Here is a 15488-nt window from a genome sequence, read left to right as displayed (position 1 = left end):
AGAGGGTGGTGACGGCCTGGGTGTGGGGGGTGGGGTGGTCGGGGTCAGTGGGAGAGGGTGGTGACGGCCTGGGTGTGGAGGGCGGGGGCGGTGGCCAGGAAGCTTTCGCTCTGCGGGGTCCAGGGGCGGCCCTGGGTGTCGGTGATCCGTCCGCCGGCCTCGGTGACGAGGAGTGCGCCGGGCAGGAGGTCGGCCCGGGCGCCGGCGTACTGCCAGAAGGCGTCGATGCGGCCTGCGGCCACGTTGGCCAGGTGCAGGGTGGCGGGTACGGAGGTGCGGACGACGAGCGCGCCCGAGAGCATCGCGGTGATCGAGGAGCCGACGCGGCGCACGACCGTCTCGTCCTCGTCCGGCCGGGCCTGGCTGGTGGCCACGATGCCCAGGCCGAGGTCGGTGGTCGGGGAGACGCGCAGTGGCCGGCCCTCGAGGTGGGCGCCGGCGCCGGTGAGCGCGGTGTAGGTTTCGCCGGTCAGCGGGAGGTGGACCACGGTGAGCACCGGCTGGTTCTCCCGTACGAGGGTGGCGGTCACCGCCCAGTCGGGCAGGGCGTGCAGGTGGTTGACGTTGCCTTCGGCGGGGTCCACGACCCACCACTCGCCGGGCGGCAGCGCGCCGCCGTCCAGTTCGTCCTCCACCCAGCCGGCGTCCGGGCGCAGGCCGGTGAGGCGGGGCCGCAGGATGTCCAGGGCCGCGTCGTCATTGGCGGCGAGCGCACGCATCAGCTCCTCACGCGTCTCGTAGCGCACCACCCCACCGAAACGCTCACGCAGCACCGAACCGGCCGCACGCACCGCGACCTCGGTCTGCTCGAGCAGGTAGGCGTCGGAGGAGACCACGTCGGTGGCCTGAAGCATTTCGGACATGGTGGTGCTCCTGTCTGAGGAGAGGTGGTGGGGTGGTGGTGAGGCTGGGCAGTCGTTGCGTCCTGGCCTCTGTCTCGAAGGTATAGAGCCCCATAGTTAACTTCAAATGCATGTCAAGCACGGCTAGGATTACTCGCATGCAATTGGACTTGAACCTGCTCACCGCGCTCGACGCGCTACTGGAGGAGGGAAGCGTGGCCGGGGCGGCCGCGCGCCTGCACGTCACCGCTCCCGCGATGAGCCGGAGTCTGGGCCGGATCCGGCGCACGACCGGGGATCAGATCCTGGTGCGCACCGGCCGCACGATGACCCCGACGCCGTACGCGATCGCCGTACGGGAACAGGTGCACGAGCTGCTGCAGCAGGTCCAAGGGGTGCTGGCGCCGAGCCGTGAACTCGACCTGGCAACGCTGGAGCGCACCTTCACCCTCCGCTGGCACGATTCCCTGGTCGCCTTGAGCGGCCCCGCACTCCTCGCGGCCGTACGCGCACAGGCGCCGGGCGTGCGTTTGCGCTTTGTCGGGGAATCGAGCATCGACACCCCTGAACTGCGGCGCGGCGAGGTCGACCTGGAGGCGAACGCCAACCTCCCGGGGGCACCGGACATCCGTGCCGAGAAGGTGGGCGAGACCCGCCTCGTCATCATCGTGAGCCAGGGACACCCCCTCACCAGCGTCGGAACCGTCACCGCACAGCAGTACGCCGCCGCTGAGCACGTCACCGTCTCGCGACGCGGAAACCTCGGCAACGCCCTCGACGAGGCCCTCGCGCGGCTCGGCCTCACCCGCCGCGTGGTGGCGACCGCACCCACGGAAGCGGCCGCGCTGGAGTTCGCGCGCGACTCCGATCTCCTGATCACTGCGCCCGAGGCCACCACGAGGTCAGCGGTCGCCGACCTCGGCCTGACCGTGCTCCCCATCCCCCTCGAACTGCCCTCGGCAGCGATGTACCTGTCGTGGCATCAGCGCTACGACACCGACCAGGCTCACGCCTGGCTGCGCGGGCTGGCCCGAACCGCACTGGCCACGCGTGGAGCGCCGTAGCCGGCGCTGCCCGGCCGGGCTCGATCCGAAAGAGGCGGCCTAGCCCTGCTGGTGCAGGCCCGGTGCCTGCCACGTGTGTGCCGGGAGGGACTCCGCCAAGGTCGAGAAGAAGCGCTGGTCGCGCCATGCCTCCAGGTTGCCGATGACGAAGAGGCAGCGTTTGGCGCGGCTGACCGCGACGTTGAGGAGGTTCGGGGCGGACGCGGCCCAGGCGCGGGCACCCGGGCGGCCGGGGTCGGTGCCCAGGATCAGGATGACGACGTCGGCCTCCTTGCCCTGCGTCGTGTGGACCGTACCCACGCGCTCGGCCGGCATCAGATCGCGGCACACCCCCTTCGCGCCCGCCACGACCTGCCGGAAGGGGCTGATCACGAACACGTCCCGGGCCAGATCCACGCCGCCCTGGTCGCGCAGCCGTTCCAGCACGCGCCGCAGCGCCCGGCCCTCCTCCGGGATCCAGTGCCCGTCCGCCTCCGCGCCGGTCACGTTCACCCAGCTGCTCGTCGGCCGGTAGACGTACGGGTCGCGCTCCGCCGTCCCCTGGACCATCAGGCCGTCGTAGGCGACGGCGTTGCTGATGGAGAACATCGGGTCGTCGCACCGCCGGTGCACCCGCAGCGGCGAGCCGACCCACACCTCGTGGCTACCGTCGGGCAGTTCGGCCGGCAGCAGGGTGCCGTAGCGGTTCGAGCGGTCGGCGAGCTGCTGCACCGAGGTGCGTCCCGGCGACCATTCCTCGGCGGCGCCGAAGTCGTCCCGTAGGGCGCGCTGCGCCGTCCACGGGAGGACCACGACCGGCTCCAGCTGGAGGGGGTCGCCGACCACGACGGTGCGCCGGGCCCGCCACATGCCGCCGACCGCCATCTGCGGCGTCGCTTGACCGGCCTCGTCGACGAACAGCCAGCCCAGCGCCTCCGGCCCGAGCCGTCCGAAGACCCGGTCGAGCGAGGCGAACGTCGTGGAGACGACCGGGACCACCAGGAACACGCTCTGCCACGCCGCCCGCAGGTGAGCTTCGGGCACCGTCCTCGGAACCGCTCCGGCGACCGCGTCCATGCCGGCCATCAGGTTGGCGTACATAGTGCGGGCCGTGCACCGCAGGAAGGCCTGGTGGAGGTGGAGGGCCGCGAGGAACAGCTCCGTGCGGGCGGCCGTGATCTCGGGGTCGGACCAGGGGGCCGCGAGCTCGCGGGCCGCGTCCTGGTCGGTGAGCCACGCGTCCTGCGGTACGGACGTGCCCCAGCGCGTGCGGGCCGCAGCGACCGTCTCCTCCGCCTGCGCGACACGGGCCCGTTCCGCTTCCCTCGCCGCCTCGCGGGTGCGCAGGCGGGCCGACGCCGCGCCCACGGCGCCCCGTACGCCGTCCCGCGCGGCCTGCGCGGCATCACGGTCCCGGCGTGCGTCGGCGACCAGATCCGCCGCCCCGGCCTCCTCCGCGTGCCAGGTGCGCGCCGCCCGGCCCAGGGTGAAGAGGCTGACCGTGAACCCCGGGCGGCGGGCCAGGTGCGCCTGGTGCGTCTGCTCGGCCCGGGCCAGGGCCTGCTCGGCGGCGGCCAGCGCGTTCTCGGCGGGCGGGAGGGTCTCCCTTACGCGGGCCACTTCCGCCTCGTGCTGCGGTAGGGCGCGCTGCGCCTTGCGCAGGGCCTCGTACGCGGTGGAGAGCCCTTCGTACGCCTCGGCGGCGACGATCCGTTCGGCGCGCAGCCGCTCCACCTCGGACAGTGCGGCCTCGAAGCGCTGCTTTCCCTCGCGCCACACGCCCGCCTGCGGGGTGTCGCGCCACTGGCGCAGGAGGTGGGAGAGGCCGCTGCCGCTGTCGACCCAGGCGTTGCGGGGCCGACGGCCCCGGCCGTCCGGCTGCGGGGGGACGGACGGTGGGGGCGGGGCATCGGTGTCGGTCTGGCGGTACTTGCCGTGCCAGAAACGGTTGACGAACTCCAGACGGTTCTTCTTGCTGCCCAGGCGGGCCGCCACCGCGCCCCACGCCGGCTCGCCCTTGAGGAGGCGGGTCGCCTGCTCGGCGAAGTAGTCGGCTTCGTCCCGCCACTGCTTGCCGAGTGCCTCGCGGGCCGGGATCTCGGTGGAGATGTTCTCCACGGCTCCGTTGTTCGCGGAGGCGACGACCATCTCGAAGCCGGTGAACTCAGGGCGCAGCGGGGTGACCGTACGGGTGTAGTCGCCGCTCTTCCACACGTACGGGGCCTGCTCCGCGAAGGCCTGCGACGGCAGGCGCAGCTCGGCGAGGCGGCGGGCCCGCTCGACGACGGCCGCCGCGAAGCAGTCGCGCAGCATGGTGGTCTTGCCGGTGCCGGGCGGGCCGTTGACGGCGAAGATGCCGGCGCCCGGGGCCAGCTCGGTGTGGATGGCGTTGACGGCGAACTGCTGGCTCAGCGCGAGTGCGTGCGCGGGGTCGGCGGGCCAGCGGCCGAGCGGGGTACGGGTGGGGGCGACTCCGGCGAGCGCGACGCCCGGATTGCGGCGCAGGTCGATGCGGCGGGTCTTGTCGAAGGCGGCGCCGGGGGTGAGGTACGCGGCGAGACCCGGGCCGGGATCGTGCGAGGCGAGCTCGCCGGCCACGAGGTCGAGGTCGGCGGCGATGAAACTGTTGAGGAAGTCCTGCTGGTCGGCGGCGTCGGCCGCGCGGTCCAGCCGTACGGGGACGCTGCGCACGCGTACCCCGGCGGGGTCCAGCGGTACGGAGACACCCCAGGCTTCGGCCAGCTCGGCGCTGAAATCGAGGAGGTGACCGGCCGTGATGACGCCGGACCCGACGGGGGAGGCGTCCTCGTCCTCCTCTTCGCTCTCCACGGGTGCGGAAGCGGACTCGCCGAGCGCGGACGCCCGGGCGACCCACGCGTCGGCCTCCTCCTCGAACCCGTCGAGCCAGCCGCGACTGCCGGGGCCGGGGGACACGGCCCGGCCGGTGGCCCAGGCACAGGAGGAGAAGACGGGGGAGTCCAGCAGCAGCCGGCCCTCGTCGGTGACGGTCAGCGCGAAGAGAGCGCTCTCGCCGTTCATCCGGCCGTCGTGGTCCTCGCCGCTCTCCCCGAAGACGCGGAGCAGGGTGTCGCGTACGGCGGCGAGCGCGTAGGCACCGCCGTAGACGACGTGCTGCCAGCCGTAGCCCGGCTCGACCGGGACGGACCGCAACGGATGCCCGGCCTCCCAGGGCATGGGCCCGTCAGGCTCGCCCGCGTAGACCCGATCCCGGACGGACAGGGCGGGCACCTTCTGCGGGCTGAACAACTCGACCGCCCGCCAGTACCCGACGACCCCGCTCCGCCGCCGACGCTCGTCCCCCAGCCGCGTCACGCCCGCTCCCGTCATCGGTGATCACTACTGCGCACCTTACGGGGATCATGGCGATGGGTCAGGCGGTTGGCGGGCCCCGGCCCGAACGGCGGTTCCCGTCGTGCGCGGTGCGGCCCTGGCCGGGAGGGTGACAGCATGGGCCACTGGTGGTACCGCAACGTCCTGGAGCCGGGGAAGCTGCCGCTGCTCCTCGCGCTGTCGGCGTTCGTCGTCGCCTTCGCCGTGACCCGGGTCATCACCCGGATGATCCGCGCGGGGAAGGGGCCGTTCCGCAACGTCACTCCGGGCGGACTCCACGTCCACCACGCGGTTCCGGGAGTGATCCTGATGACGGTCGGCGGTTTCACGGGCATCGCCGCGGCCGGCCAGTCGGGGTGGGGGGCCGCGGTGGCGGCGGTGTTGTTCGGGATGGGGACGGGGCTGGTCCTGGACGAGTTCGCACTGATCCTGCACCTGAGCGACGTCTACTGGACCAAGCAGGGCACGATCAGCGTCGAGGTCGTCATCATGACGGCGGCGCTGGCATCGCTGCTGCTCTGCGGGTTCCTTCCGCTGGGGGTGGACGGGCTGACGCCCGACGAGGAACGCAGCCGCCTGACAGCGGTCGCCACGGTGGTACTGAACCTACTCTTCGCGGTCGTGGCCCTCTTCAAGGGGAAGCCCCGGATGGCCGTTCTCGGTGCGGTCGTTCCCCTCATCGCGATGGTCGCCGCCGTACGGCTGGCACGCCCGGCGTCCCCGTGGGCCCGGCGCGTCTACCGTGACCGAGCCAAAGCCCGGGCCCGGGCCATCAAACGGGCCTACCACCACGACCGGCGCTGGAACGGGCTGCGCCGCCGGGTGGACTACCTCATCGGCGGCGCCCCCAGTCAGTAGGTGTCATGCCGATGGCGACGTATCCCGTGAGGTCCGATTCTCCGTCGCTGCGGCGACCCGCCCCCTCCGAGTCGCAGACCGCCGTGAAATCATCAACGGATGATCAACCCTGAGGCCATGGTCGGCAGGCGCCTGCTGCAGGTGACGACGTCCTGGCACCACTACCAGGAGACCGAGCCGTCCCTCCTGCACATGTGGCTGCACCTGGAGGGCCTCGGCCCCGTCCGCTTCCACACGCCCGGCGATGGCTTGGCGCTGGAGATCGACCAGCCCCACGGCTCCTACGGCATGGACGAATACGGCCACACCACGGTCGAGGACGATCTGCCGGACTTCCCGATGAGCCCGTTCATCGGCCAGCAGATCCTCTCCGTTCGAGAGATTCGGTATCAGGACGGGAATCTCGACTTCGCCACCGGCATCACCGTTCAGTTCTCCGGTGGGAACATCCGCATCCTCGACCTCGCGGACGAGATCGTCCTCGCCCACGACCAGCACCTGGGACCGGTGGAGGCGCATCTCCATGAGGTGACGGCGTGCACAGGCCCGGATCCCTCGCCCTCGGCTCCTGTCTAGTTCAGTCGATGCCGTCGACGATGCGGAAGTCGCGCGCGAAGCCGTCGGGGAGGGCCGCCAGCGCCTTCTGGTACGCCTCGCTCTCGTACGCCGCGACGGCCTGCTCGAAGCTGTCGAACTCGATCAGAACGACGCGTTGCGCGATTCCGGCCTCGTGGGCGACGACTCGACCGCCGTGGGAGGGGATCCGGGACGGGAGGCGCCCGCCGCCGGCCTGGACGGCCGGACCGGCCAGCTCGTCGTAGGCGGTCAGCCCCTCAGGGTCGGAAAGGGCGGGGTAGACACTGACCCAGTAGCCCTTGGCCATGGAAACCTCCTGTGTTCGGCCGGACACGTCTGACTCGGATCGGCACTCCGATCGATCGATCCCGGCCTCCGCAGGTTAGGGCTTGATCCGCGGTCGAGGGAAAGATCGGTTCGGGCTAGGCTCAGAACGGATCGTTATCAATCGGCAGGGAGGGTGCGTGGCGCCGGACACGGTGAGCCTGCGGTATTTCCTGGTGCTGGCACAGGAGTTGAACTTCACCCGCGCTGCCGCACGGATCGGGATCGCACAGCCCGCACTCAGCGCCCGGATGCGCAGATTGGAAGCGGAACTCGGGACGGCCCTGCTGGTCCGCAGCACGCGTAGCGTCGTATTGACCGCGGCCGGTGCGGCGCTGGCGGAGTCCGCGCCGCCGGCGCTGGACCGGGCGTGGGACACCGCCCGGAGCGCGGCGGCCGGTGAACTGGGCACGCTGCGCATCGGATACAGCCTCAGCACCGGGGCCGAGACGGTACCGGCCCTGGTGGACAGGATGATGCGCGGAACGAGCGGACTCGAGGTCGGCGCGGTCCCGATGGCGACCCCGGAGATCTCCCACGCGGTCGCCGACGGCCGCATCGATGCCGGGATCACCCGTGGTGAACAGCCGGGCCGTGGCGTGCGCCGGTACCTGCTGCGGCTTGCGCGCATCGGGGTCCAGATGGCGGAGCGCCATCCGCTGGCCGAACACCCGGAGATCGAGATCGCCGACGCGGCCACGTATCCGTTGCGACTCCCGGACCGTGCGGCCAACCCCGTGATCCACGATCAGCTGTCCGCACTGTTCCGAGACATCCGGCCAGAACCCCGATTCCACACGCCCGCGGTCTCTTTCGACCCGTCCCAGCGCGACCTGCGCGACGGGGCCACCCTCGCCCCGGCCGGAGAAGCCGCGGCCACGGTGCAACCGGCCGGTCTCACCTGGCGGCCACTGCGAGGCGCGCCCAGCCTGACGATCCACCTGGTCCTCCCGAGCGAGCAGTCGCCACTCCACCGCCGTATCCGTGCCGTCGCCAAAACCCTGGCGCACGAGCTGCACTGGCTGCCGGACTGACGGACTGACGGACTTCCCCGGGTTATGACGGCCGCCCGCCGAACTGCCAGTTGTGCACCTCGATGTTGGCGTACCGGTCCCGGCTCAGGACGGCACCCGCCGCATCCGGGTCCGGTGCCCGGAGCAACGCGGCCGTGCCCAGCCAGGTGGCGCCGTCGTCGGACAACAGCGGCCCGTAGGCGATCAGCTCGTCCCGGTGTTCGGCCGGTACGGCGAGGTCGGCGGCCGGCCCTGAGCCGAGGCCGAGCACCAGGTACCGGTTGCCGCCGGTCCGGCCACCGGGGAAGTCCCACATGGTGCGCCCCAGCGTGTTGCTCCACCGCCGCAGCAGCACGTCCCGGTAGACACCGGCCTGGTAGCCCGGCTCGGCGAAGGCGAACGCACGGGCATCTACGGGACCGGGCAGGTCGATGATGTGCACGCTGCCGGTGGGAGCGCCGCTGTCGCCGGCGAGGGTCGGGCCCCGGGCGATCAGCTCCTTCGCGTAACGGTCCATGTAGGACCAGTGCTGTTCCCGCAGCTCGTTGCGCAACGCTACGGAGCCGGGTCGGTCGCGGTGGTAGCAGAAGAACTCCATGCTCGTAGGGTCGCCTCAAGGAGATGGCCGGGTCGAGCGGGTTTCACGGCGCTGACTGCTCGGCGCCGGGAACCGGGGGAGCCCCTCGCACGTCACAGCCGTGCCGACCGGGCAACGGAGTACGAGGGAGAACTGCTCATGGTGCGTGGAACCAGCCGGAGACATCTGTGCGTGGAGAAGGCGAGGGCGAGGGTGAAGGGCGGCGCGGCCGCCGCCGTGGCCGTGGGCGTGGCCGTCGTGCTGCTCACCGGCTGCGGAAAGGGGCCGGCCGAGTCGGCCGTGGCCGATCCGGGCGGCCCCGCTCCGGTGGCCGCCCCGTCCCGCGCGGACCGCTCCTGCCCGGTGGAGGACCCCACCGCGTCGCATGCGCCGCCGACGCTGATCGACGGCACCCCGGCCAACACCCCCGAGGGCGAGCGGCTCTCGCAGGCCATCGGGGAGCAGGGTGAGGGCGCCTTCGCCGACATCTACTCCACCCAGATCGTCGACCACCCGGCGGGCCGGGTCGCCCTGTGCGTGACCGACCTGGCCCGCGGGCGGCTCCTGGTGGAGGCCGCGCACGCGGCCGATCCCTCAGCGGACCCGGCCCGGGCCGACCTGTACCTGAGCACGTACACGGAGCGCACCCTCCGGGACGCCGGTGACGAGCTCATCGACCTGAAGGGGGCGTTCCCGATCTACAGCGTCGCGGGCAGCCACGGGGCGGCGTTGGAGGTGACCACCACTGCGGAGGGTGCCGCTTCGGCGGAGTTCAAGGCGTGGCTGGAGAAGTCCACCGGGGGCATACCCGTCGTCGTCACGAAGGGCGAGCAGCCCACGCTCCTGGAGGGGCCGATGACGGCCGCTCCCTGACCGGCGGCCCCCGTCCGTCAGGCGGTCCGGCCCGCGCGCGTGAGCAACTCCTCCATCGCCGCCCGCGGGAGGGAGGGGTTGGCCGCGGCCGCCTCGGCGGTGTCCGAAACAGGGCGGGCGGCGCGTCCGGGTTGGCGGGCACCTGCGCGAGGATCCGTACGCCGTGCCGCGCGGCCATCGCGCGCAGCCGGTCCGGAGGTGCTCCTCGGCTCACCACGGCGCCGTGGCGCAGAACGCGGCTCCGGGTGGACTACGTCGCGGACAATCACCCGTCCACTAGCCCCGGGGCAGGACGAATCCGCACCAGCCACGCCCACGCCCACGCCCACGCCCACGCAGCCCGGCCGCGGCAAGTGCGGCTCCAGCCGCACCCACGCCGGATGCGTAGGGGCATCCCGCCTCATGCCCGACCTGACGACCGGCCAAGCAGACAGCTGGAGCATTCGTCGGGCAGAACCGAACCCTCGTGGGCGACACGGGTGGACTTCCCGGACATCCTCGTCCCAGCATGCGGGGGTTGCTCCATCCTGTGATCGATCCTGTGTCCTGCGTGGGACCGGGCATGTTCGAGGAGAATGACGTGCGCCTTCGGACCCGTGCTGCTGTGTGCTCCGCGGCGGCGGCAGCCGTGCTTCTGTCGGGGGCGGCGGATTCTCCGGCCTCACCCCACCCGGTCAACAGACTGGGCACGGTCCTTGCCCGAATCACCGTCATCGCCCAGTACGACTACAAGCTCGCCGACAGCGTCTACAAGCTCGCCGACAAGAGCCAGAAGATCGGCACGATCACCGCCTACTGCGAGCGGGTGGCCCGCAAAAAGTGCCCGAACGCGGTGAACGAGACGTGAACGCGCCCCCGCCCCCCTCGGCCTCCTCCGGTGACGAGCGGTCCGCACAGCCCGCGGCCCGCTGGGAGGAAGGGGACGACGCACCGACAGAGCGCCAGGCCGCAGCCACCCGGGCCCTGCTCCGGCTGGCGGCCACGCGGCTGGGCGGCGGCCCCGTGGTCAGGGGCGTACTGCCTCTGCGGCATCGCCGGGACCTCGTGCGCGTCGTCGTGGGGGACGCCGCCGCCCCGACCGCATACGACGTCCCCCTGCTGGACCGCGACGGGAACGAGGTCCCCGCCGCCGGGCTGCCGGCTGCAGTACGACAGCTCGTACGGCACGCCCCGGGCGACCGCACCCACGCCTCGGACGGCCCCTCGGCCGGACGGCCCTGTATCCCCTGTATCCCCGATATCCCCGGTATCCCCGTCGTGACGGTGGACGCCGTGCGACTGCTCCTTGACGCCCACCCCGCGGAACTCGACCTCACGGACGCTCTCCACGCCGCCGCGGCCACCGGCATCGCGCCGAGCGCGGACACCGACAACCAGGACGGCATCGTCCTGCTGGGGTTCCTCCTGCTCCACGAGGAACGCGCACGCTTGTACCTCGCCGGCGGCGGCCTGGCGGACACCATCGGCCTCGACGTCCGCCTGCGCGACCGCGACGGCACGGTCGTCTCCGCCGTCACGGGTCTGTCCGCGGCGCTCCCCAGCCTCATCGCCAACGACCAGTTGCAGTACAACCCGTCGGACGAGACCGACCCCTACTGCGTGGAGGTCTTCAATCTCACCCACTGGTAGGAGACGTCCTGCGGTGAACCGCGGCTCCTTACGCCGGAGCCGCCGAGCCTCGCTTGTCCTCGACGTGGACGACGTGGAGTTTGGTGCCGTCCTGGTGGCGCTTGGAACGTCCGAACAGCCCGACGGCGATGTGCGACGCATCCCCGGGCTCATCAGGGCCGACATAGGTAAGGACGTCGTGACTCCTGAACACCGGTCTACGAGTCCCGAAGCCGTTTCTGGTGGCCCCGATCCCACGAACCTTCCCGGGCCAGAGCACTCCTTCAGGCGTCGTGGCCACCGTCGCCGTCGGCATCGTGCAGGCGCTGGTCGAGGTCGTCGGTCCAGCGGCGGCCAGGTGCGCAGCTCGGCGGTCTCGTCCTCGGTGAGGCCGTACGCGGCGAACTCGTCGTCGTCCGCCCAGTCCACACCGGCGAGGCGGTCGCGCAGGTCCTGGAGGCGGAACTCGTCACGGCCGTGGCGCTCGCCGAACCCCAACCTGATCGCGGCTGAGTGAAACGCCTTGCTCTGCTATGCCGCGCTCCGTCCCGGAGATACCGGGAACGCGAAGGGGACCTGGAGGTCCCGTACGGCCACCCGGAGGGCCTGATCGAGGTGTGGACGCCGCTCGAAGATGACCCAGCGATTTCTCGCCAATGTGAGAGGAGGGGGCGACGTCGGGAGGTTCTCGGTACACAGTGGTTGGCCACTGCAGCGAGGGGCAGTCGCTTTCCCTGGGCATCAGATGTGTCGACACGACTACGGGGGTACACGTGTCCGAGATCGAGATCCTTTTGGGTCAGGCCGTCCCGGCGATCAGCGCGGCTGTGAGCGCCTACGGCGCCGCGGTGCTGACCCGGGCCGAAGACGAGGCCGCCGGCGCCACCGTGCGCCTCGGACAGCGTCTACTCGAACGGCTGCGCCGGAACAACCCGGATCGCCCGGCACTGGATGTGGCGGTGACGGATCTGGCGGAGGCGGACGACGACCCGGACGCTGTGGCGGCCCTGCGCTTGCGCATCCGGCAGGTGCTGCGGGACTCCCCCGAGCTGCGCGCGGAGCTGGCGGCCCTGCTGCCCGTGCCGAGGGCGGCGACGAGCGGTGAGCGCACGGTGGCAGTGGGCGGGGACATGACGGGGATCGTGTCCAACGGGGACGGCGCGACGAACACCGTGCGCCGATGAGTACGGCAGGGATCCCGCCGGAGGACCGGGCCGGCAGGCCGGCTCCGGCGGACCTGACCGCCTCCGTCCCGGGTGCCCGCAACGTCGTGGTCGACGTCAACCACGGCATCGTCAGCCAGGGCGACAACGCCATCAACCTGGTGTTCCAGGAGGGCGGCTACACCCGGGTCCCCAGCCTCGCGGAGCTGCCCCCTCGTCAGCCCGAGGTGCTGGCCGCGCCCGCCGACGTCAAGCTGCTCGGCCGCCAGGCACTCGTGGACACCGTCGTCTCCCAGTTGACCGAAGGCACGAGCGTCCAACTGTACGGGGAAGGAGGCGTCGGCAAGAGCGCGATCGCGGACGCAGTGCATCAGCGCCTGCGCGCCCGCGGGACGCGGGGCCATGTGCTGCGCCCCCGAACAGGGGAGACCGGGACCTTGGCGACCCTGTACGAGCGGTTGGCCACGGTCTTCTTCGGCCACCGCTTCCTGCGCGAGGTCGACGAGACCGAACTGCGCCAGGCCGTCGCCGCCGTGCACGACGTGCACATCACCGTGGTCGACAGCGCCCTGGGCGAGGCCGACCTGCGCCGACTGCTGCAGACCTTCTCCGGTTGCACCTTCCTGTTCACGTCCCCCTACCGCACACTGCCCGACGCCGCGGCCGCCCACCACGTGCAGCCCCTGCCCCGCGCCGCGGCAATCGAGCTGCTCAATTCCGAACTGGGCCTGCAGCTGGGCCCGGAGGGCCTGCAGAACCTCCAGTTCGACCTCGCCTACCACATGTCGGAGGGGCGGCCGCAGCGGCTGTTGCTGTACGCGCGCTTCATCAAGGCCTCGGACGACTGGCGCGACCACGCCGACAAGGGACCGCACGACCAGCCACCTGCCTTCGACCCCGTCCAGCTGAGTCCCCGGCACCAGGCGGCGGCGCTGGCGGTCGCCCTGAGCGAACCGGCCCGACGGGTCCTGATGGCACTGGCCACGTTCGGTACGCCGCTTGCCCCCGCATGGTTCGCACCGGTCACCGGGCACCCCGACGACGCGGGCACCGGGCAGGAACTGCTCGACCGGAGGCTGGTCGTCCAGGTGGGGGATGCCTACGCAATCACCAGTGACGCGGCGGCCGCGGTGCGGGACCTGGCCTGGGACCCCACGCCGACCGCCACGGCCGCCGAGGGACTGCACGCCGCGCTCGCGCGGCGTGAGGCCGTCGCCACCTGGCCGGACCCGCATCTCCTGCTGATGGTCGCGCGGAGCCTGAACGCCGGCCAGCAGTGGTCGCTGACCTCGCACTTCGTCCGGGTCGCGGTGTCCGCGGCGCTCACCGCGGGGTCCGGATCAGTCGCCTTGGAGCTCTACGGCCTGGGTCGGATCGCCGCCCTGCGCAGCGGTCTCAGCAAGGACCACGCCTACTACGTCCACGCCGAGGAGCAGACCCGGCACCTCCTGGAGGGCGACAAGGCGGCCGTGGCCGCTGCCCTGCTCGTCCTGTCGCCACCGCTGACCGCATCCGCCGCGGCTGCCGGCGGCAAGGTCAGCGGCTTCTTCGGGAAACTCGCCACGACCGTCACGGTCAAGGCCGGCGTCACCGCCGCCGCCGTCACGGTGGCCGCCGCGGCCACCGTGACCGTCGTGGTGGCCACCACGGGCGACGGCAAGCCCGCGGGCTGCTCCGAGGCGCTCGCGGCGAACGACGCGCTCCGCGTGCGGGACGCGCGGACACCTCAGGACCTCGCGGCCGCGTACCGGCAACTGGCCGGCGGCATGACCACCGCCGCCGGGAAGGCGGACGACCCGGCCCTGCAGTCCGTGCTCCGGCAACAGACCGTCACCTTCAACGGGAAGGCCGACACCAAGGAGGCGGAGACCCCTCAAGCCAACGTGCATCCCGATGTGACGGCCGCCCTGCTGAGCAGCGAGAAGCTGCGGAGTGGGATCGAGAACCTCCAGGCCCTGAGTCCGATCTGCCCGCTGGACTGAGCTTGGCTCTGCCGGGGATCTTGGATTTCCCAGTGCGGCAGCATGATCAAAGGTGGCGTTCTTGGCTGAATTCCTGACTCTGGCTGAAATAGGGCTGCCCCTTCGGGTGGTTACCGCCAGCAATCTCGGGGCGAGCCACTACCCGACGAGGTGGAGCGCTACCGCTTCTACCGCGTCGCGGCGCTGCGCGGCTTGCGGCCCGCCGCCTTCTTCGCGGGCAGGTCGTGGACCGTGGCGCCGGGGCCGCCCGCCCGAGAGACCTCGGCCTCTCTGACGACGGAAACCGGCTCACGCCCCGTCGGCCAGGATCAGTTCGGCCATCGCAACCAAGCCCCTGAAGGCCCTGAGTCCCTCCTGGTACTCCGCCGAACGCGCCAGCAGCGCTACGGCCGCACGGAGCTCCGGTAGGCAGTCCCGGAGAACCTCGGCGTCGCCCGGGCCGGGAACACCACCGTTCCTGAGGTACGTCATGACGCAGCCGGCCATGGTGAAATCCAGGTACGCCAGATCGTGTCTGTCGTCAAACGGCACGTCGGGGAACGGCCCGGGGTGGTGCGCGGCCCACAGGAGGGCGACCTCGCTGACGATCGCCCGGTGCCGGTCGGGCCCGGGAGGCGGAATGAGGGTGGTCACGAAGCGATCCTCCTCCACACGCCGGACCCCACCCATCGCCGGCCTCCTAAACAACGTCAGCACAACTCCTCGCCACCACAGCACTTGTGATGGCAGCCTCGCAAACAGGCAGTCACTGGCCAGGAGCAGGTCGCCGATGCGCTCGCGGAACTGGGTGCGTTGACCCACTCCGATCAGTCAGGCGGCGGTCAGGCGCGAGCGCACTCGCATGCGAGGAGCGCCTCCAACTCGCCCATCCCCACCCCTCCCGCCCTGAGTCCGGGGTGCTTCGCCACCTGGACGAACGCCGGAGGATCGAGGATCACGCAGCCCCGGGACTCGGGTATCAGGGTCACGTGCTCATCCTCCTTCCGGTCGGTCCGGTGGCGGACCCACCGGCCCTGATGGGGAAGACCGTCGTGCGCGGGCGGCGCTGCGCGCCCGGTCATGGCCACGCGCGCGGCGGTGTGCTGCCGCTCTGCATCCCGCTCTCGGGCCAACGGGCCACCTGCCGCGTCGGGGAAGGGGACGGGCTGCGGGTCCGCGAGCCGGCCACGGACTGCGGGGTCGGGATGCGCGGCGAGGGCCCGGGCCCACCCGGGCGGTCCGGCGTCCGCGTCGAGCAGGGCCAGGGGCACCGACGGCCGGTCGAGGGGGTCCATGCCG

The 15488-nt window shown here is 71.8% G+C and carries 15 protein-coding genes; 9 read left to right on the top strand and 6 right to left on the bottom strand.

The features are described 5' to 3' along the window. Window positions 1-44: 44 nt before the first annotated feature. Complete coding sequence (locus OG435_RS03305; protein WP_266875188.1) at window positions 45-863, bottom strand: inositol monophosphatase family protein; 819 nt, start codon at window positions 861-863, stop codon at window positions 45-47. 137 nt (window positions 864-1000) lie between these two features. Between OG435_RS03305 and OG435_RS03300 the strand changes: the two genes are divergently transcribed. After that, window positions 1001-1906, top strand: coding sequence for a LysR family transcriptional regulator (locus OG435_RS03300; protein ID WP_266875187.1), 906 nt, complete (start codon window positions 1001-1003; stop codon window positions 1904-1906). Window positions 1907-1945: 39 nt separating this feature from the next. Here OG435_RS03300 and OG435_RS03295 read toward each other — a convergent pair whose 3' ends face one another. Further along, window positions 1946-5218 carry a DEAD/DEAH box helicase gene (locus OG435_RS03295; RefSeq protein ID WP_266875186.1) on the bottom strand — a complete coding sequence of 1091 codons (3273 nt, stop codon included), beginning with the start codon at window positions 5216-5218 and terminating at the stop codon, window positions 1946-1948. A gap of 135 nt (window positions 5219-5353) precedes the next feature. Between OG435_RS03295 and OG435_RS03290 the strand changes: the two genes are divergently transcribed. Beyond that, on the top strand, window positions 5354-6094 hold the full coding sequence (locus OG435_RS03290) for a hypothetical protein (RefSeq protein ID WP_266875185.1): 741 nt from the start codon (window positions 5354-5356) through the stop codon (window positions 6092-6094). 99 nt (window positions 6095-6193) lie between these two features. Further along, window positions 6194-6670, top strand: coding sequence for a hypothetical protein (locus tag OG435_RS03285; protein WP_266875184.1), 477 nt, complete (start codon window positions 6194-6196; stop codon window positions 6668-6670). A 1-nt stretch (window position 6671) separates the two neighbouring features. Here OG435_RS03285 and OG435_RS03280 read toward each other — a convergent pair whose 3' ends face one another. Beyond that, window positions 6672-6977, bottom strand: coding sequence for a DUF1330 domain-containing protein (locus OG435_RS03280; RefSeq protein WP_266875183.1), 306 nt, complete (start codon window positions 6975-6977; stop codon window positions 6672-6674). Between the two features lie 157 nt (window positions 6978-7134). Between OG435_RS03280 and OG435_RS03275 the strand changes: the two genes are divergently transcribed. Beyond that, the gene (locus tag OG435_RS03275) at window positions 7135-8028 is read left to right on the top strand and encodes a LysR family transcriptional regulator (protein ID WP_266875182.1); all 894 of its coding nucleotides are present in this window, start codon (window positions 7135-7137) and stop codon (window positions 8026-8028) included. Window positions 8029-8050: 22 nt separating this feature from the next. Here the strand turns inward: OG435_RS03275 and OG435_RS03270 are convergent, their stop codons facing one another. After that, a complete protein-coding gene (locus OG435_RS03270; protein ID WP_266875181.1) occupies window positions 8051-8605 on the bottom strand; it encodes a YciI family protein in 555 nt (184 codons plus the stop codon). A gap of 138 nt (window positions 8606-8743) precedes the next feature. Here OG435_RS03270 and OG435_RS03265 point away from each other — a divergent pair, with 138 nt between their 5' ends. The 5 genes from OG435_RS03265 (at window position 8744) to OG435_RS03245 (ending at window position 14210) form a co-directional block, all read left to right on the top strand. Then, on the top strand, window positions 8744-9457 hold the full coding sequence (locus OG435_RS03265) for a hypothetical protein (protein WP_266875180.1): 714 nt from the start codon (window positions 8744-8746) through the stop codon (window positions 9455-9457). Window positions 9458-10037: 580 nt separating this feature from the next. Next, window positions 10038-10304 (top strand): hypothetical protein, encoded by a 267-nt coding sequence (locus OG435_RS03260; protein ID WP_266875179.1) that lies wholly within the window; start codon window positions 10038-10040, stop codon window positions 10302-10304. Then, entirely contained in the window at window positions 10301-11086 is a 786-nt protein-coding gene (locus tag OG435_RS03255) for a hypothetical protein (RefSeq protein WP_266875178.1), read from the top strand. Before OG435_RS03260 ends, OG435_RS03255 begins: the two co-directional genes overlap by 4 nt. A gap of 752 nt (window positions 11087-11838) precedes the next feature. Further along, window positions 11839-12249 (top strand): hypothetical protein, encoded by a 411-nt coding sequence (locus OG435_RS03250; protein ID WP_266875177.1) that lies wholly within the window; start codon window positions 11839-11841, stop codon window positions 12247-12249. Further along, window positions 12246-14210: an ATP-binding protein gene (locus tag OG435_RS03245; RefSeq protein ID WP_266875176.1), complete on the top strand. Its 1965-nt coding sequence runs from the start codon at window positions 12246-12248 to the stop codon at window positions 14208-14210. Before OG435_RS03250 ends, OG435_RS03245 begins: the two co-directional genes overlap by 4 nt. Before the next feature lie 288 nt (window positions 14211-14498). Here OG435_RS03245 and OG435_RS03240 read toward each other — a convergent pair whose 3' ends face one another. Then, a complete protein-coding gene (locus OG435_RS03240; protein ID WP_266875175.1) occupies window positions 14499-14906 on the bottom strand; it encodes a hypothetical protein in 408 nt (135 codons plus the stop codon). Window positions 14907-15031: 125 nt separating this feature from the next. After that, window positions 15032-15484, bottom strand: coding sequence for a hypothetical protein (locus OG435_RS03235; protein ID WP_266875174.1), 453 nt, complete (start codon window positions 15482-15484; stop codon window positions 15032-15034). Window positions 15485-15488 lie beyond the last annotated feature (4 nt).

The sequence above is a fragment of the Streptomyces sp. NBC_01264 genome (assembly GCF_026340675.1).
Classification (GTDB): domain Bacteria; phylum Actinomycetota; class Actinomycetes; order Streptomycetales; family Streptomycetaceae; genus Streptomyces.
The sequence above is the reverse complement of the archived record's forward strand: the minus strand, read 5'-3'. Positions and strand labels throughout refer to the sequence as shown.